This is a genomic window from Rhizobium deserti, assembly GCF_004358025.1.
GTDB classification, from domain to species: domain Bacteria; phylum Pseudomonadota; class Alphaproteobacteria; order Rhizobiales; family Rhizobiaceae; genus Neorhizobium; species Neorhizobium deserti.
In genome coordinates this window covers 500900-517383 of sequence record NZ_SMTL01000001.1, presented here as the reverse complement: position 1 = coordinate 517383, position 16484 = coordinate 500900, and the positions used below count along the sequence as shown (strand labels likewise).

The following is a 16484-nucleotide window of genomic DNA, read 5'->3' as shown; positions in this document are numbered from 1 at the left end:
TCAGCGGCCCTCGCGCCACCACATGGCGGCGATGGCAAACAGCAGAGCCGAAAGCCCGGCGAAGCCGGCGAACAGCGGCAAACTGTTGATCCCTCTCAGAACGGTCTCGTCGGTCATGCGGATCACCATCCGGTCCGGATCGCTGACCCGCACTTCGCCGCGTACCGGCAGGATGTCCGGCAATGTCACGCCGGCGCCGGAAGCAACCCGGGTAACCAGTCCGCGGGTTTTTTCCGCATAGGGCTTCAGCGTGTCTTCGGTGGAGATCATCGCCTTGAACTCCGGCGCATCGACGGTGCCGACATGCACAAGGGTCGAGAAATCGCCGTTGGACACTTCGAACAGACCCGTCTCCTCCATGCGTCGCTCCACCCGATACTGACCAGGACCAAAGGTTGTCATGGGCAGGGTTTCAGTCCGGCCGGAGGGGTATTTGATCGTGGCGGGACCTGGATCGTCGCCGATCGTCTGACGGGTTGCCTGCAGAGTTCGACCGACCGCGCGGGCAGTCAGCGCCTCTTCCTCCAGTTCCGGCTCCTTCATCAGCCAGTGCGCAATGCGGCGGTAAAGCGACACGTGCGGGCCGCCGCCTTCGAAGCCACGGGCCCAGAGCCAGCCCTGGTCGGACAGAAGCATGGCGACGCGGCCTTCACCCTGCCGGTTCAAAACGAGCAGCGGACGGCTTCCGTCACCTTCCATCACCGTCTGACCCTGCGGCGGATCGACATCCACGGTCCGGAACCAGCGGCCCCAGGCCGGCGGGTTGGACGTCGACCCATCAAGGCCACGCGTAACAGGGTGCTTGGTGCCGATCTGCGACAGATGCGGATAAAAACCTGCCTCATGCATTTCGCCAGTCGGGGCGGCCGGCAGCACCTGTTCCAGCGGCGTTGCGGCAATCGAATCCTCGCCCGCATGTTCGGGCCCTGCCGCGATCAGCAGCGCTCCGCCGTTCTCCACATACTGAGCGATATAGTCATAGTAGAGGATAGGCAGCACGCCGCGATGCTTGTAGCGATCGAAAATGATCAGGTCGAAATCCTTGATCTTTTCAACGAAAAGCTCGCGGGTCGGGAAGGCGATCAGTGAGAGCTCGTTGATCGGTGTGCCGTCCTGCTTTTCCGGCGGACGCAGAATGGTGAAATGCACGAGATCGACGGAAGCGTCCGACTTCAGCAGATTGCGCCAGGCCCGCTCGCCGGCGTGCGGTTCGCCTGAAACGAGAAGGACGCGCAGGTTCTGGCGGATGCCGTCGATGACATGGACGGCGCGGTTGTTTGCGGTGGTCACTTCGCCGGGAAGTTCGGCGACCGAGAATTCCATGACATTATTTCCGCCGCGCGGAACGGTGAAGGAAAAGGGGGTTTCCCGCCCTGGGGCCGCCTGCAGCGTGGCGATCTGCTGGCCGTTCATCTTGACCGTGACTTCCGCCGTGCCGCCGGCTTGACCCTGCGGGCGACCATCGTCGAAGACCCGCAGGGTGAGTTCCTGCTCCTCGTTGACGATGCCGAACCGCGGCGCCCGCACCACTTCGACGCGGCGGTCGAATTCATCCGGCTGGCCGGTGATCAGCCCATGGACAGGCGCATTGAACCCGAGATCCTGGTTGGTGCCGGGAAGATCGTGGATCTGGCCGTCGGTAAGGAACACCGCCCCGCCGATCCGTGCCGGCGGTACATCCGAAATGGCGGAGCGAAGCGCGGTGAACAGCTTGGTTGCCGGCGTGTCGGAATCGCCGTCGTCGGCCACTTCGACGACACGCGTCTCGATGCGTGGATACCGTGAGAATCGTTCCTTCAGACCTGCCAGCGCGGCATCCGTTTGCTGCTGGCGCTGGGCGGTGTCCTGGCTTTGTGAGCGGTCGACGATAACGGGTACGATGGTGGACAGCTGTTCCCGATCCTCCTGATTGAGGGTGGGATTGGCAAGCGCCAGAAGCAAAGCGGCAAGCGCAAGCGCGCGGATGCTGGCGCCGCGCACGCTTCGCCAGAAGGCCAGCACTGTCAGGATAACGGCCAGCAGGCCAAGTGTGGCAAGAACGAACCAGGGGAAGAAGGGGGCAAATTCGATGGTCATCCGCTTCCCGCCTTACTGGCCCAGCCGCTCGAGGAGCGCCGGGACATGCACCTGGTCGGCTTTGTAATTGCCGGTCAGCATGTACATCATGATGTTGACGCCCGAGCGATAGGCATATTCCCGCTGCATCTCGTCCGCCGGCACTGTCGGCAGAACCGGTGCGCCTTGCGTATCAATGGCCCAGGCGCCGGCAAAGTCATTGCCGGTGATCAGCAGCGGCGTGACGCCGTCTCCGGTGGAGGAGAGCTCAGTGCCGCTATTGCGGGCATCCTGACGCGCTTCGACCCAAAGCGGGCTGCCGGAATAACGGCCGGGAAACTCCTTCAACAGGTAGAAGGAGCGGGTCAGCACGTGATTTTCTGGAGTCGGCTCGAGCGGTGGAATGTCGATATTGGCGAGGATAGCCTGTAGCCGCTGTGCATTGGCACTGGAGCCGCCGTCCAGCGACGAGAACTGGTCGCGGGTATCGAAAAGCACCGTTCCGCCACCGCGCATATAGGCGTCGATCCGGGAGATGGCGGCTTGCGAGGGCATGGGGGCGGTTGCTGAAATCGGCCAGTAGATGATCGGGTAGAAGGACAGTTCGTCCTTACTGATGTCGACGCCCACGGGTGCGCCCGGCTCAAGGGTCGTGCGGTAGGTCAGAAACTGGCTCAGGCCCTCCAGCCCCTGTTCCGAAATGCGATCGACGTCACTTTCGCCGGTTATGACGTAGGCAAGATGGGTCGTGTCGAGGCGCTCGAGGATCTGCTCATCGCCTGGCTTGGCGCCCTGTCCGGGCTGGAGCTCCTGGGCATGCGATTGCCCCGGTTGGAGCGTCAGCAGGCCCAGCGCAAGGAAAGCCATGGCGGCAGCGGCAGGCCCGGCTGCCCGACGCCGCCCGGGCCTGCGCGAGAAGGCGCCGTTCATGAACAGGACGACAAGGCTGTCCAGCACCAGAAGCGCAAAGGCTGCGGCGAAGAGGGCAGGCCGAAGCGACACGGCCTCGCCGCCTGCAAGCCCTTCGCGCACCAGAGGGCGGCCGTCGGCAGCGGCCTCGAACGGCGCGATCACGCTGCGCGGGGCCAGCAGGTTGACGGCATTATAGCCATCCTCTGTGCCGTAAAGCCCAGGCGGGTGGTCGAAGCTCGCAACGGGTGTCTGGCCTGGCGCTATGGAAATGGGTCGTGCGGTTCCGGTTTCCGTTGTCAAAATGCCATCGGCCGTCAGCAGACGGTATGGCGGAAGGGCTGCTGCGGCGTCACCGCCTGCGCCAGTCGCCGCACCGCCGGCACGGGCGAGCTGAACGAGGCGACGCAGCATATCGACGAACTGGCCGGAAAGCGGAAGGTTCGACCAAGTGGCCTCGGCGCTCGTATGGAAGAGGACGATACGGCCGGCTTCCACCTGTCTGGTGGTGACGAGCGGCGTGCCGTCGGCAAGGCTCGCCCAGGTACGTTCTGCCAAGTCGGGTGTCGGTTCTGCCAAAACCTGGCGGGTGACGGTGATGTCGCTGGCGCGCGGCATGCCGGCAAAGGGACCGAAATTCGGAAAATCGGCGAGCGGCTGCGGCTCCGACCAGGACATGGCACCGCCCAGTGCCCGCTCACCTTGGCGCAGGACGACGGGCACCAGCGGATCGTCGGCCGGTGCGGCCGCCAGACGCGGGCCGGCAAAGCGGATCAGGGTGCCGCCGCGCGCCAGCCATTGCTGCAGCGGCGCGTAGGTTTCGCCCGGCAGGCGACCGATATCGGCCATAATGATTGCCGATGGATTGCTGGCCAGAAGTTCGGGTATGGAGGTTGCGAGATCCGCCGTGCGGGGCTCGATGATATCCGCATAGGGCTCGAGTGCCCGGCTGATGTAGTAGAGCGGCAGGAGCAACGGCTGCAGATCATTGCCGCTGTCGCCGGCGAGAAGAGCGATGCGCCGACGTTTGAAGCCGTCGTCGAGAAGATGTGCGGCGCCGGCTGTGGCTAATCCCTGGACGCTGAGGCGGGCAAGATCGTTGCGCAGTTCGAACGGCGCGTTGATTTGCGCCGTCGCAGTAGCGGCACCGGGCGCGAAGGCGAGCGTTCCTGACGCAAGCGAGCGGCCCTGGCTGTCGAGCGCATCCACCCCGAATTGCTGGGCTGATGTCGTGGCAAGCCGCGTCGCCGTCACGCTCATGGCCGCGGCATTGTTGGTTGCATCGGTGACAGCCACGGCGCTGAGGCCAGTGCCCTCGATGAGGCGGGTGTTGGTGGCCGACAGGCCGTTGAGGAGGGTCATGGCTTCGCTGTCACCGGCTGTTGCGATGCCGTCCGAAATCATCGCCAAGGTGCCCGGGCGTGTGCCTTGGAGAGCTTCGCTCAAAGCCTTGGCTGCCCGGACGCGATCCGGCACCAGCGGCTTGGGGCTGGCGGCCGCCAGCTTTTCGCGGGCAGCTGCGGCAGTGCCGGGCGCCGGCTCCTGGCTCGCATCGGCGGTGAAGGCAATCGATACGGGCAGTTCGGCACTTTCGGCGTCGTCGATCAGCAGGTCGGCCGTCTGGACGCGGCGTTCCCAATCGGCAGCGGTCGCCCAGCCGTTGTCGATGAACAGCACTAACGGGCCGCCTGTAGCAACGGAACTGGCCCGCGGGTTGAGGACCGGATCGGCGATCGCCAGAACGACGGCGGCGGCCAGAGCCATGCGCAGCAAGGTAAGCCACCAGGGGCTCTTGGATGGCGTTTCCTCGCGTTTCAGGACCGTGGCAAGGATCCTCAGCGGCGGAAAGACTTCCGCCCGCGGTCGCGGCGGTGTCAGCCGCAGCAGCCACCAGATGACCGGCAGGGCCATAAGGCCGAAAAGCATGGCGGGATTGGCGAAGGCAAGCGCACTCATGCTCTGCTCCCCGCGACGGCGCGCTGAGCTGGCATGCCCGACAGATAGCCGTGTACTGCGACCAGCGCCTCGGAGGCCAGATGATCCGTGCGGTTGAAGACGAAGCTCCAGCCCAGCCGACGGAGCGCTTCGCCCAGCGCCATGCGACGAGCAGCGTAGGCGCGCTGGTAATCCTCGCGAATGGTCTCGGCGCGTCCGGACACAAGCTTTTCACCGGTTTCCGGATCGGTAAACTCTGTGCGCCCGCTGTAGGGGAAGGTTTCTTCCGCCGGGTCGGCAATTTCTACCACATGGCCGCGCAGGCCGCGGCGGCCTAGTGGAGTGATGCGCTCCATCACCCTGTCAGCGTCGTCGAGAAAATCGCCGATCAGAACAATATCGCTCTGGCCGCGGATCATGGCAGTTTCCGGCAGGCCGGTAGCCGGCGACGCATGCATAATGGCCGTGGCCAGCCTTTCGGCGGCATTGCGGGCGGACACCGGCTCAAGAATGCCGGGGCAGCCGATCCGCTCGCCGGAGCGGGCAAGAATTTCCGCCAGCGCCAGCATGATCACTAGCGCACGGCTTTCTTTCGAGACCTGCGCCAGGGTCGATTTGTACATCATCGAGGGTGAAAGATCGGCCCAGAGCCAAACCGTATGGGCTGCTTCCCATTCACGGTCGCGGACATAGGTATGATCGTCGCGAGCCGAACGACGCCAATCAATGCGCGACAGGCTTTCGCCTTCCGCATAGGGGCGGAACTGCCAGAAGTTCTCGCCAATGCCGCGCTTGCGGCGCCCGTGCCAGCCGGCAATGACGGTGTTGGCTATGCGTTTGGCCTCGACCATGCAATCGGGCACCAGCATGGCCCGCTGCTGGGCACGGGAAAGAACCTCGCTACCGGGTGTCTGCTCGACGGTCTGGCCAATGGATGCCACGCAGGTTCCTTTCCAGGGCGCTCTGTTATCGGCGCTTCAGCCCCGCGCCTGCTTCACCAGGCCGGCGATAACGTCGCGCACCGACATGCCTTCTGCGCGGGCGGCGAAGGTCAGTGCCATACGATGTTCCAGCACCGGCTCGGCCAGCGCATAGACATCGTCGAGCGACGGTGCGAGGCGGCCCTCGTAAAGGGCGCGGGCGCGGGCAGTCAGCATCAGCGATTGGCCGGCGCGCGGGCCGGGACCCCAGGCGACCTGCTTGTCGGTGGCCGCATTGCCATGGCCGGGGCGGGCGGAACGGACAAGGGACAGGATGGCGTCGACGACCTTGTCGCTGACCGGCATCTGGCGGATCAGAACCTGAATCTCCTGCAGCCTGGCCGCGTCTATGACGCTGCGCGGCTTGGTTTCGGAAAGGCCGGTGGTTTCGAGCAGGATCTGCCGCTCGGCAGCCAGTTCCGGGTAAAGCACGTCGACCTGCAGGAGGAAGCGGTCCAGCTGGGCTTCCGGGAGCGGATAGGTACCTTCCTGCTCCAGCGGGTTCTGGGTCGCCAGCACATGGAAGGGGGCAGGCAGATCATAGCGTTGCCCGGCGACAGTGATATGGTACTCCTGCATGGCCTGCAGCAGCGCCGACTGAGTACGCGGCGAGGCGCGGTTGATCTCGTCCGCCATCAGAAGCTGTCCGAAGATGGGGCCCTTGACGAAGCGGAAGGAGCGGCGGCCGGCTTCGTCCGTGTCCATGACTTCGGAGCCGAGGATATCGGAGGGCATCAGGTCCGGCGTGAACTGGATGCGGTTGGAGCCGAGCCCGAGGACCGAGCCGAGCGTGGTGACGAGCTTGGTTTTGGCCAGGCCCGGCACGCCGACCAGCAGCGCATGGCCACCGGATAGAACAGCCAGCAGCGTGTTCTCGACGACCTTTTCCTGGCCGAAGATGACCTTGGCGACCTCTGCGCGAATGGCAGCAATATCGGACAAAGCCTTCTCGGCCGATGCGATGATGGTCTTCTCATCAAGAGCGGTTTCAGCGGAATTCATCATGCCCATGTCGCTCTCCATCATCCAGAACCGGAAGGCTTCCAACTCCGAGCTTCATCCCCGCGGCGAATCGCTGCATCGCAGCAGACGCCCATCGAACCAAACTTATTCCCCGAAAGATGGCTGACAAGCACGTTTCGAATGACTATCTCGTGAGGAACAAGTGCCGTGTGGAGTGCTTACGGTTGAACCGGGACTGAAAGATGGCAGCACAGTCAACTAATTCGGCCAGCGACGCTGCGGGACTTGCGGCTCTGATTTCGCGCGCTTCGGAGCAGGCAGGCGGAGACGGCAATCGAGGCCTGCCACCCGTCCACAAGTGGTATCCGCCTTTCTGCGGCGATATCGACATAGAAATCCGGTCTGACGGAAGCTGGTTCTACATGGGCACGCCTATAGGTCGCGCGCCGCTGGTCAGGCTGTTTTCGACCGTCTTGCGCAAGGATGATGACGGCAGGACCTATCTTGTGACGCCTGTGGAAAAGGTCGGGATCAAAGTCGTCGATGCTCCCTTTCTCGCTGTGGAAATGCAGGTGACGGAGCGGGACGGCCAGCCGGTGCTTTCCTTCCGCACCAATGTCGGCGACGTGGTGGAGGCGGGCGCCGAGCATCCGCTGCGGTTCAAGATCGCCGGCGAAAATCGGCAGCTGAAGCCCTATCTTCTTGTTCGGGGGCGGCTTGAGGCCCTGGTGACGAGAGGCGTGATGTATGATCTGGTGGCTTTGGGCGAGACTGTAGACGTCGACGGCGCAGACATGTTTGCAGTCCGTTCGGCTGGAGAGGTTTTTCCGATCATGCCGGCTGCGGAACTGGATCTCCTGTCGCAATGATGGATGCCCCGCGTTTCTCCGCCGACGCATTCCGTCAACGGGCGCTGAGCCAGAATGGCAGCCCGGTGGAAGATGCCGCTCGCGAGCACGGCGACCATCTGCTCAATCCGACGCTTGTGGATTACGCGTCCGGCCTGAAGCTCAGGGACGCGGCCGTGCTGGTGCCGGTGGTGGATGACGGCGACGATGCCAGGGTCATCCTGACCCAGCGGACAGCGACGCTGAGGAAGCATTCCGGCCAGATCGCTTTTCCGGGCGGCGCGATCGATCCAGAAGATGGTTCGCCTGAACAGGCCGCCCTGCGGGAAGCTGAAGAGGAAATCGGCCTTGTGCCGCATTTTGTCGATACCGTCGGCCGGCTTCCGACCTATTACACCACGACGGGATTTCGCATTACGCCGGTTCTCTCGGTAGTCCGGCCCGGCTTTGATTTAAAACCCAATCCGACGGAAGTCCACGAGGTTTTCGAAGTGCCCTTGTCGTTCCTGATGGACGAGGCGAACCACCAGCGAAGCTCACGGATCTTCGAGGGGACGGAACGGCATTTCTATCTGATGCCCTTCGAGGAGCGCAACATCTGGGGCGTTACGGCGGGCATATTGAGAACGATGTATGAAAGGCTTTATGCATGACTTCGGTTGCGGGAGAGAGCTGGTTTCACGATCCGGCGCTGCAGAGCGTCCTTGATCTGCTGAACGGCGAGGGTGGCGAGGCACGGATTGCCGGCGGCGCCGTCCGCAACGCGCTGATGGGCCTGGCGGTAGCAGACATCGACATTGCCACGACTCTTCTGCCCCAACTGGTGATCGCGCGGGCTGAAAAGGCGGGCATCCAGGCGGTGCCGACCGGCATCGAGCATGGGACCGTAACACTGGTGGTGGACCGGCAGCCATTCGAGGTGACGACGCTCAGGCGCGACATCGAAACGGACGGGCGACATGCCAAGGTAGCCTTCGGGACTGATTGGCAGGCCGATGCCGAACGCCGCGACCTTACCATCAATGCGCTTTATGCGAACCGCCGAGGCGAGGTCATCGATTTCGTCGGCGGACTTGCCGATATAGAAACGCAGACGATCCGTTTTATTGGCGATGCGGCGCAGCGCATCGAGGAAGACTATTTGCGGATCCTCCGCTTCTTTCGCTTCTTTGCCTATTACGGTTCGGGGCGGCCGGATGCCGAAGGCCTGCGCGCTTGCGCAAGGGCTAAAGAGAAGCTGGCGACGCTTTCGGCGGAGCGGGTCTGGTCGGAAACAAAGAAGCTGCTCGGCGCTGCCGATCCGTCGCGGGCACTGCTCTGGATGCGCCAGGTCGGCGTGCTGACGCAGATCGTGCCCGAGACGGAAAAGTGGGGCATCGATTCCATTCATCCGCTTGTCGCTGCGGAAAGGTCGCTGGGCTGGGCACCGGACGCCGTTCTGCGGCTGGCGGCCATTGTGCCGCCGGATGCCGCACGGATGGAGGAGATGGCCAAGCGGCTGAAAATGTCGAAGGCGGATGCCGGGCGCCTGCTGGTATGGGCTCATGCGCCGGTTCTGCCCGATGAGGTGACGGATGTCGGCTTCGATCGGCTGCTCTACCGGCACGGCACGGAAGGCCTGATCCTGCGCATCAAGCTTGGGCTGGCCGGCGCGCGCGCTGCCGCGGAAGGCGATCCGATGGCAATGCGCAAGTCGGCCCGGCTCTCAGTCCTGCTCAAGCGGGCACAGGATTATCGCAAGCCGGTATTCCCGTTAAGCGGCGCCGATGTGGTCGCGGCGGGCGTGCCAGCCGGCCGACGTGTTGGAGAAGTGCTGAAAACGCTCGAGGATTTCTGGGTCGAACACAATTTCGCGCTCGACCGGGCGGCGCTTTCCACCCGGCTCGACGAGATGATCGCGAGCTCGCTCTGACCGTCAGGCGGCCTCGGCGCTGCCTTCGTCGCGAATGCGTGCCTTGATGTTGTCGACCACGGTCTCACGAATGACCTGCTCGCCGTGCGTGTCGCGCAGGTGCTCGACGGCTCGTCGGATGACTTCGGCGTCCTCTTCCGCGCGGGTATGCCATTCGCAGCCCGGGACGAGCGTACCGCATTCAAACAATCGCATGACATTCCTCCTCTCACTGTTGCTTCGGAGCGGAAGCGTTTGATCTCCCTTCCGCTCAGTTTAACCAGCATTTCGCTTGGGCGTTCCCAAGGCTATTCGGAAAGCGCCCAGGCGTGAAACACGGAAATCTGCTGGTCCTTGTCCTGGGCTAAGTCTTGGGCCGGCTCGTCATTGGCGGCAGATGTCCGGATGTTCTTGCCGGCCAGCTGACGCATGACCTGCTCCACATAAAAGGCGTGCGGCAATTCGCCAGCGCTACGTGCCCGCATTTCAGTGGCGAGCCGGTCGATCATTTCCGACGTGTCGAGGGAACGGTGTTGGTCCTGCTGTTCGGCCAGGCCGGACAGGCTTTTCGGTGCGCTCATAACGATCCTCCTCCGCTACGACCGAACCTCCTCCGGCGCGGCCGAAAGGCAGGCTAGCACCGGAAAAGCGATTCTCAAAACACCTTTATTAGCGGTCCCGGATTCGCCCAAAGCGCCTGTCAGGGCCAGCGCACGACTGGGGGCAGAGAGGACAGAATAGACTCCACATTGCCGCCGGTCTTGAGGCCGAAAATGGTGCCGCGGTCATAGAGAAGGTTGAATTCCACATACCGTCCGCGGCGGATCAACTGTTCGTCACGGTCTTCTTCCGTCCAGGGTTTGTTGAAGTTGCCGCGGACGATCTTCGGGTAGACCATGTTGAAGGCGCGTCCGACATCCTGAACGAAAGCGAAATCCGCTTCCCATCCGCCTTTCTCTGCGTCCGGATGAAGCCAATCGAAGAAGATGCCGCCGATGCCGCGCGCCTCGTTGCGGTGCTTGAGGAAGAAATACTCGTCGCACCAAGCCTTGTAGCGGTCGTAATCGGCAACCGCCTCATGTCGCTTGCAGGTGATCTCCATGACCCGATGGAAGAGCACCGTGTCAGGGTCTTCCTGGGTACGGCGGCGGTCGAGGACCGGCGTCAGGTCGGCACCGCCACCGAACCAGTGGCTGGAGGTGACGACCATGCGAGTATTCATATGGACGGCGGGCACATTGGGATTGACCGGATGAGCGATCAGGGAAATCCCCGAGGCCCAGAAACGCGGATCCTCGTCGGCACCAGGGATCTGACTGCGGAAATCGGCCGAGAATTCGCCGTGCACTGTGGACGTATGGACGCCGACCTTTTCGAAGACCCGGCCATCCATCATCGACATGGTGCCGCCGCCGCCTTCGCCGCCGTCTTCTCCCTTGGCTCGCTGCCAGTCCTTTTTGAAGAACCGGCCGGGCGGCTGGTCGGCAAGTGGACCCGAAAGCTCGTCTTCCAGTGCTTCGAAAGACGCGCAGATCGTATCACGCAGGCTCTCGAACCAGGCTCTTGCCGCCGCCTTCTTATCTTCGATATCCGCGGGCAAGCCCTTTGGCAGTACCGGCCGTTCCATGTCTCGATCCCCTCATCGCCGATGCCTGCGCGATTCGCATTTGCCTTTGGGCCGCATTAGCAAATCTGGCTGTCGTGGGCCATTCCACCGGTTGTCGCAGGTGGAAATTCGGACTCGCAAAGCGTGCCATCAAATACTATCTTGCTCGCCTTAGAGGTGCGGATCGGAGGCTTTCATGGCGAAGTTCACACCCCCGCCGCTCGACGGGCTGAAGCGCAGAATCGATCGCCACCGGCAGGAAAAGGCCGGCGGGCGAAACGGCATGTTCGTGCGCCAGACATTCCTCTTGTCCCGGCAGGAAGCGCGCGAGAAGGCGCGCGAATGGTTCGATGAATTTCCAAAGGCCGCGTATTGGACGGAAGTGGAAAGCTGGCGCCAGGTTGAAGGTGACCAGATCGAGTTCACCATGCGCCGGCTGCCGACAGCAGACTAGCTTCCGGTGAGATCAGATCGTTGATGATAAACCTGTTGGATTCCAAATCGTCTGGCGCAAAGCTTCGCCTGTAATCATGGCGGCCGACATGGCGACATTGATCGAACGTTGCCCCTCCACCATCGGGATCAGGACGCGACCATCGGCCGCCTCGTGAACATGGTCCGGCACGCCAGCACTTTCACGACCGAAAAGTAGGATGTCATCGCATTTGAATTCGAAGCGCGTATAGGGCAGGGCGGCCTTGGTAGAGGCCAAAACAAGCCGGCGATCCTCGCTGCGGCGCCATTGGTCGAACCGCTCCCAGTTGATATGTCGCACCAGGGTCACGCTGGAAAGATAGTCCATGCCGGAGCGTTTCAGGTTGCGGTCGGAAATGTCGAAGCCGGCTGGCTCAATGATGTCGACGCCAAGCCCGAGACAGGCGGCGAGCCGGAGAATAGTGCCGGTATTGCCCGGAATGTCGGGCTGGTAAAGGGCGATGCGAAGGTGGGTCATGATGGCTGTCTAGGCGAAGTAACGCGCTCGCCTCAAGCGTTTTCGTTGGTGGCAAAGATGCAGCAAGAGGGAAGGCGTCGATTTCCCTTTTCAACGTTCGGGCGAGCGGCTAAAAGACTGGCACATCTTTAACGCCAGCCTTGGAGGCCTACATGGACATGACCGTGCTTTTGCGCCTCCGACGCCAGACCATTGGAATTCTGGCTTAGGCGCTCGCGGTTTCCACGCAACTTTCCTCAACCATCCCGCGGCCATAACCGGCCCCGATCATTTCAGTTTCGCCCTCCACCTCGGCACTGAGCTGCCACAGGTGCGAGCGGCTGTCAGGCTTACGGAGCAATCCATGTTTTCCTGGTTCGAACGGCGCATCAATCCTTATCCGGAGGAAACGCCGACGCTTCCGCCCTCCCGCCTTGTCGGGTTCCTTTGGCACTATACCAGGCCGGTCTGGCCCTGGGTGGTGATCATGTCGGCCTGCACCATGCTGATCGCCATCGGTGAGGTCATGCTCTTCCAGTTCCTCGGCCAGATCGTCGACTGGCTGTCGCATGCCGACCGGACGACCTTTCTGGCGACCGAGGGGACGAGGCTCGTCTTCATGGCTTTCGTCGTCCTGATCGGGCTACCGCTGGTGGCCGGGCTGAACTCGCTGATCATGCACCAGATCCTGATGGGGAATTTCCCTATGATCGCCCGCTGGCAAATGCACCGTTTCCTGCTGCGGCATTCGATGACCTTCTTTGCCAATGAATTCGCCGGCCGTATATCGACGAAGGTCATGCAGACCTCGCTTGCCATCCGCGAGACGGTGATGAAAGTGCTCGACGTTTTCGTTTACGTCCTCACCTATTTCATTTCCATGGTTGCGGTGGTGGCCAACGCCGACCTGCGGCTGGCCGTGCCGCTCGTCGTCTGGATCATCGCCTATTCGTCGACGGTCGCCTATTACGTGCCACGCCTTCGCAAGATCTCCGCCGAGCAGGCGGATGCGCGCTCGATGATGACCGGCCGGGTCGTCGACAGCTATACCAACATCGCAACCGTGAAGCTGTTCTCGCATGCGGGTCGCGAGGAAGCTTATGCACGCGATGCCATGGACGTGTTTCTGAAGACGGTTCACGGGCAGATGCGCAAGGTGACGATGTTCCAGGTGCTCGTCTACTTCTACAACTGCCTGGCCCTGTTCGTTATCGGCGGCCTGTCGATCTGGTTCTGGCTCGACGGCGCCATCGAGATCGGCGCCATCGCGATCGCCATCGGTCTTGCCATGCGCATCAACGGCATGTCGCAATGGGTGATGTGGGAAGTCTCGGCGCTGTTTGAGAATATCGGCACCGTTTATGACGGCATTTCGATGATGAAGAAGCCGCACGACGTCATGGATCTGCCGGACGCCGCAGCCTTGAACGCCCGCAAGGGTCATATCCTCTATGACAATGTCCGCTTCCATTACGGCAAGGGCGGCGGCATCATCAACGGCCTGACGCTCGACATCGCGGCGGGTGAGAGGATCGGCCTGGTTGGGCGCTCCGGCGCCGGCAAGACGACGCTGATGAACCTGCTCTTGCGCTTCTTCGACCTGGAAGGCGGCCGCATCACCATCGATGGGCAGGATATTGCAACGGTGACGCAAGACAGCCTCCGCTCGCTGATCGGCGTGGTGACGCAGGATACATCGCTGCTGCACCGCTCGATCCGCGACAATATCGCCTATGGCAAACCGGATGCGACCGATGCCGACATTATCGAAGCGGCAAGGCGCGCCAATGCCTGGGACTTCGTCGAAGGCCTGTCGGACATGCAGGGGAGGCGCGGCCTCGATGCCCATGTCGGCGAGCGCGGTGTCAAGCTGTCAGGTGGCCAGCGGCAGCGGATCGCCATCGCCCGGGTCTTCCTCAAGGACGCGCCGATCCTGGTGCTCGACGAGGCGACTTCGGCGCTCGATTCGGAAGTCGAGGCAGCCATCCAGGAGAACCTGTTCGCACTGATGCAAGGCAAGACCGTGATTGCGATTGCTCACCGCCTGTCGACATTGACGGAAATGGACAGGCTGATCGTGCTCGATCGCGGCCAAATCGTCGAGATCGGAACGCATCATCAACTGGCGGAGGCGGGAGGTCTTTATGCCGACCTTTGGAAGCGCCAATCCGGCGGTTTCATCGGCGATGATGTCGCGGAAGATGCAGCGGCCGAGTGACCAGGCCGACGTTGAAGGACCTCCGGCCCTGGTGGCCTGAGGTCCTTCTGCCCGTGGTGCAAGTTGGATCGGAAATCGCCCGATGTAGGTAATTTTTTCTTTATCCTATGCTGTCAGGGAAAGGCGCATGTGCATGGCACTGTTCCCTTATTCCTGCCGGTGATGAGATAATGAGCACGATAAAAATCAAAGTTCTTCTTCCCGCCCTTTTTGGCCTGGCCGTTTTGATCCTCATCATCCAGGGAGCTTTGGGCATGCGCTCGGTGGCTCAGCTGGACGCGCAGTCCGACAATATCAGCGATCGCATGGAGCAATCGCTGATGATTGCGAATATGGACAGGCTGTTTTCCGATGTCCGGCGTCTCTATTTCATGACGCTCGCCGCCGGCTCGGCAGATGAAAAGAAGCAATTGCTGGAGCAGTTGCAGGCAGCCAACAAGGCTCGGGCAGATGCCTTCCAGAGCTTCGGCGAGGCAAGTGGTCTGGAAGCCAAGGCCAAGTTCGAAACGCTGGACAAGATGATGGCGGAGTTCGACGCACTCGGTGCGCAGTTCGTGCAACTGATCAGCACGTCGAGGATTTACGAAGCCAAGGACGTCATTGCCAGCATGGTGCCGAAGGGCGCCGAGGCCGGCAAGGTCCTGCAGGATCTGATCAACGACAACAAGACGCGCGGCATGGAAGATCAGCAGGCGGTCGACCAGGCCGCCCAATTCGTTTATGTGTCGACCATTCTTGGCGTTATCTTCGCCGTTGCTATTGCATTCGGTGCAGCATTGCTCAGCCTGTTTCGTGTCACCAGGCCGATCACCGATATCACGGCCTCCATGCAGGCCTTGGCGGGCCGAGACAATCAGGCCGAAATCCGGTATGCCGGCCGTCGCGATGAAATAGGCGAAATGGCCGCCGCCGTGGCCGTGTTCCGCGACAATGCCCTGGAACGCGAACGGCTGGAACAGGAAACCGAAGCCAATCGCAGCATGGGCGAAAAGGAACGGATTGCCCGTGAAGAGCAGAAAGCACGCGAAGCGGCGGATGTTTCCTTCGCCGTCCAAGGTCTTGCGTCCGGCCTGAAAAGCCTTTCGGATGGTGACATGACGGTTCGGCTGCAGCAGCCGTTCTCCGGTCAGCTCGACCAGTTGCGTCTCAACTTCAACGATTCCGTTGAAAAGCTGCAGACGGTGCTACGCTCCGTCGGCGACAATGCCCGGGCGATCGACGCCGGCGCAAGCGAGATCCGCTCTGCCGCTGACGATCTGTCCAAGCGCACGGAGCAGCAGGCGGCCTCCGTCGAAGAAACCGCGGCAGCGCTCGAAGAGGTGACCACAGCGGTCAAAGATTCCTCGCAGCGCGCCGGCGAAGCGGGACAGCTGGTCGAAAAGACGCGGGCCGGGGCGGAACGCTCCGGCGCCATCGTCCGCGATGCGGTTGCCGCCATGCAGGAGATCGAGCGGTCGTCGAGCGAGATCGGCAATATTATCGGCGTCATCGACGACATCGCCTTCCAGACCAACCTGCTGGCGCTCAATGCCGGCGTCGAGGCGGCAAGGGCCGGCGAAGCGGGCAAGGGCTTTGCGGTCGTCGCCCAGGAAGTGCGCGAACTGGCGCAGCGCTCGGCCCAGGCGGCGCGCGAGATCAAGGCGCTGATCATCAAATCCGGCGCGCAGGTGCAGAACGGCGTGACGCTGGTCGGCGAGACCGGCAAGGCGCTGGAGCAGATTGTCGTCGAGGTGCAGGACATCAACCGCCTGGTGGCCGGCATCGTGACCACGGCGCGCGAACAGTCGACCGGCCTGAACGAGATCAATGTGGCGGTCAACCAGATGGACCAGGGGACGCAGAAGAACGCTGCCATGGTGGAGCAGACGACGGCGGCATCGCATGGGCTTGCCAGGGAAGCGGGCTCGCTGATCGCGCTTTTGAACCAGTTCGAACTCGGTATAGCGGCCTCTGCGCCGGTCCGTGCTGCCTCGGCCAGTTCGCAACCGGCTGCTTCTCCCGCACGCGCCATGGGACAGAAGCTCGCCCGCGCCTTCGGCGGTGCTCAGCCGGTGGCGCAATGGTCTGAATTCTGACCGGCTACGCGACAAGATCCGCCTGAAGAACGGCGCCGGCTTCAAAGCCGGCCCTTTTTGTTTGCAGCGCTGA

The 16484-nt window shown here is 62.4% G+C and carries 14 protein-coding genes; 6 read left to right on the top strand and 8 right to left on the bottom strand.

Going from position 1 to position 16484, the window contains the following annotated elements:
* From E2F50_RS02535 to E2F50_RS02520, 4 genes are read right to left on the bottom strand one after another with little or no spacing between them, the layout of a single operon-like run.
* Positions 1–2076, bottom strand: coding sequence for a hypothetical protein (locus tag E2F50_RS02535; protein WP_133314484.1), 2076 nt, complete (start codon positions 2074–2076; stop codon positions 1–3).
* 12 nt (positions 2077–2088) lie between these two features.
* Positions 2089–4920, bottom strand: coding sequence for a DUF4159 domain-containing protein (locus E2F50_RS02530; RefSeq protein WP_133314483.1), 2832 nt, complete (start codon positions 4918–4920; stop codon positions 2089–2091).
* A complete protein-coding gene (locus E2F50_RS02525) occupies positions 4917–5840 on the bottom strand; it encodes a DUF58 domain-containing protein (protein ID WP_133314482.1) in 924 nt (307 codons plus the stop codon). Before E2F50_RS02525 ends, E2F50_RS02530 begins: the two co-directional genes overlap by 4 nt.
* Positions 5841–5876: 36 nt before the next feature.
* Positions 5877–6890, bottom strand: coding sequence for an AAA family ATPase (locus tag E2F50_RS02520; protein WP_133314481.1), 1014 nt, complete (start codon positions 6888–6890; stop codon positions 5877–5879).
* 194 nt (positions 6891–7084) lie between these two features.
* Between E2F50_RS02520 and E2F50_RS02515 the strand changes: the two genes are divergently transcribed.
* From E2F50_RS02515 to E2F50_RS02505, 3 genes are read left to right on the top strand one after another with little or no spacing between them, the layout of a single operon-like run.
* A complete protein-coding gene (locus E2F50_RS02515; RefSeq protein ID WP_133314480.1) occupies positions 7085–7711 on the top strand; it encodes a DUF1285 domain-containing protein in 627 nt (208 codons plus the stop codon).
* Positions 7711–8343 carry a CoA pyrophosphatase gene (locus E2F50_RS02510; RefSeq protein WP_133315200.1) on the top strand — a complete coding sequence of 211 codons (633 nt, stop codon included), beginning with the start codon at positions 7711–7713 and terminating at the stop codon, positions 8341–8343. The genes E2F50_RS02515 and E2F50_RS02510 overlap by 1 nt, the downstream gene beginning before the upstream one ends.
* The gene (locus E2F50_RS02505) at positions 8340–9602 is read left to right on the top strand and encodes a CCA tRNA nucleotidyltransferase (protein ID WP_133314479.1); all 1263 of its coding nucleotides are present in this window, start codon (positions 8340–8342) and stop codon (positions 9600–9602) included. Before E2F50_RS02510 ends, E2F50_RS02505 begins: the two co-directional genes overlap by 4 nt.
* 3 nt (positions 9603–9605) lie before the next feature.
* On the opposite strand, the gene E2F50_RS02500 is transcribed toward E2F50_RS02505, so the two are convergent.
* The 3 genes from E2F50_RS02500 to hemF all read right to left on the bottom strand — a co-directional run bounded on the left by E2F50_RS02500 (position 9606) and on the right by hemF (position 11208).
* Entirely contained in the window at positions 9606–9797 is a 192-nt protein-coding gene (locus E2F50_RS02500; protein WP_133314478.1) for a DUF1059 domain-containing protein, read from the bottom strand.
* 92 nt (positions 9798–9889) lie between these two features.
* Complete coding sequence (locus E2F50_RS02495) at positions 9890–10162, bottom strand: hypothetical protein (RefSeq protein ID WP_133314477.1); 273 nt, start codon at positions 10160–10162, stop codon at positions 9890–9892.
* Positions 10163–10281: 119 nt separating this feature from the next.
* A complete protein-coding gene (gene hemF, locus E2F50_RS02490; protein ID WP_133314476.1) occupies positions 10282–11208 on the bottom strand; it encodes an oxygen-dependent coproporphyrinogen oxidase in 927 nt (308 codons plus the stop codon).
* A gap of 175 nt (positions 11209–11383) precedes the next feature.
* Between hemF and E2F50_RS02485 the strand changes: the two genes are divergently transcribed.
* Positions 11384–11641: a hypothetical protein gene (locus E2F50_RS02485; RefSeq protein ID WP_133314475.1), complete on the top strand. Its 258-nt coding sequence runs from the start codon at positions 11384–11386 to the stop codon at positions 11639–11641.
* A 12-nt stretch (positions 11642–11653) separates the two neighbouring features.
* Here E2F50_RS02485 and E2F50_RS02480 read toward each other — a convergent pair whose 3' ends face one another.
* The gene (locus E2F50_RS02480) at positions 11654–12139 is read right to left on the bottom strand and encodes a tRNA (cytidine(34)-2'-O)-methyltransferase (RefSeq protein WP_133314474.1); all 486 of its coding nucleotides are present in this window, start codon (positions 12137–12139) and stop codon (positions 11654–11656) included.
* 343 nt (positions 12140–12482) lie between these two features.
* Here E2F50_RS02480 and E2F50_RS02475 point away from each other — a divergent pair, with 343 nt between their 5' ends.
* A complete protein-coding gene (locus E2F50_RS02475; protein WP_133314473.1) occupies positions 12483–14336 on the top strand; it encodes an ABC transporter ATP-binding protein in 1854 nt (617 codons plus the stop codon).
* Between the two features lie 170 nt (positions 14337–14506).
* Positions 14507–16411, top strand: coding sequence for a methyl-accepting chemotaxis protein (locus E2F50_RS02470; protein WP_133314472.1), 1905 nt, complete (start codon positions 14507–14509; stop codon positions 16409–16411).
* Positions 16412–16484 lie beyond the last annotated feature (73 nt).

Excerpts from the sequence above, each read along its gene's own strand:
- E2F50_RS02535 (WP_133314484.1), bottom strand. The coding sequence starts at position 2,076 with ATGACCATCGAATTTGCCCCCTTCTTCCCCTGGTTCGTTCTTGCCACA.
- E2F50_RS02515 (WP_133314480.1), top strand. The coding sequence starts at position 7,085 with ATGGCAGCACAGTCAACTAATTCGGCCAGCGACGCTGCGGGACTTGCG.
- E2F50_RS02505 (WP_133314479.1), top strand. The coding sequence starts at position 8,340 with ATGACTTCGGTTGCGGGAGAGAGCTGGTTTCACGATCCGGCGCTGCAG.
- E2F50_RS02470 (WP_133314472.1), top strand. The coding sequence starts at position 14,507 with ATGAGCACGATAAAAATCAAAGTTCTTCTTCCCGCCCTTTTTGGCCTG.
- E2F50_RS02475 (WP_133314473.1), top strand. The coding sequence starts at position 12,483 with ATGTTTTCCTGGTTCGAACGGCGCATCAATCCTTATCCGGAGGAAACG.
- E2F50_RS02485 (WP_133314475.1), top strand. The coding sequence starts at position 11,384 with ATGGCGAAGTTCACACCCCCGCCGCTCGACGGGCTGAAGCGCAGAATC.
- E2F50_RS02500 (WP_133314478.1), bottom strand. The coding sequence starts at position 9,797 with ATGCGATTGTTTGAATGCGGTACGCTCGTCCCGGGCTGCGAATGGCAT.
- E2F50_RS02495 (WP_133314477.1), bottom strand. The coding sequence starts at position 10,162 with ATGAGCGCACCGAAAAGCCTGTCCGGCCTGGCCGAACAGCAGGACCAA.
- E2F50_RS02480 (WP_133314474.1), bottom strand. The coding sequence starts at position 12,139 with ATGACCCACCTTCGCATCGCCCTTTACCAGCCCGACATTCCGGGCAAT.
- E2F50_RS02510 (WP_133315200.1), top strand. The coding sequence starts at position 7,711 with ATGGATGCCCCGCGTTTCTCCGCCGACGCATTCCGTCAACGGGCGCTG.
- E2F50_RS02520 (WP_133314481.1), bottom strand. The coding sequence starts at position 6,890 with ATGGGCATGATGAATTCCGCTGAAACCGCTCTTGATGAGAAGACCATC.
- E2F50_RS02530 (WP_133314483.1), bottom strand. The coding sequence starts at position 4,920 with ATGAGTGCGCTTGCCTTCGCCAATCCCGCCATGCTTTTCGGCCTTATG.
- hemF (WP_133314476.1), bottom strand. The coding sequence starts at position 11,208 with ATGGAACGGCCGGTACTGCCAAAGGGCTTGCCCGCGGATATCGAAGAT.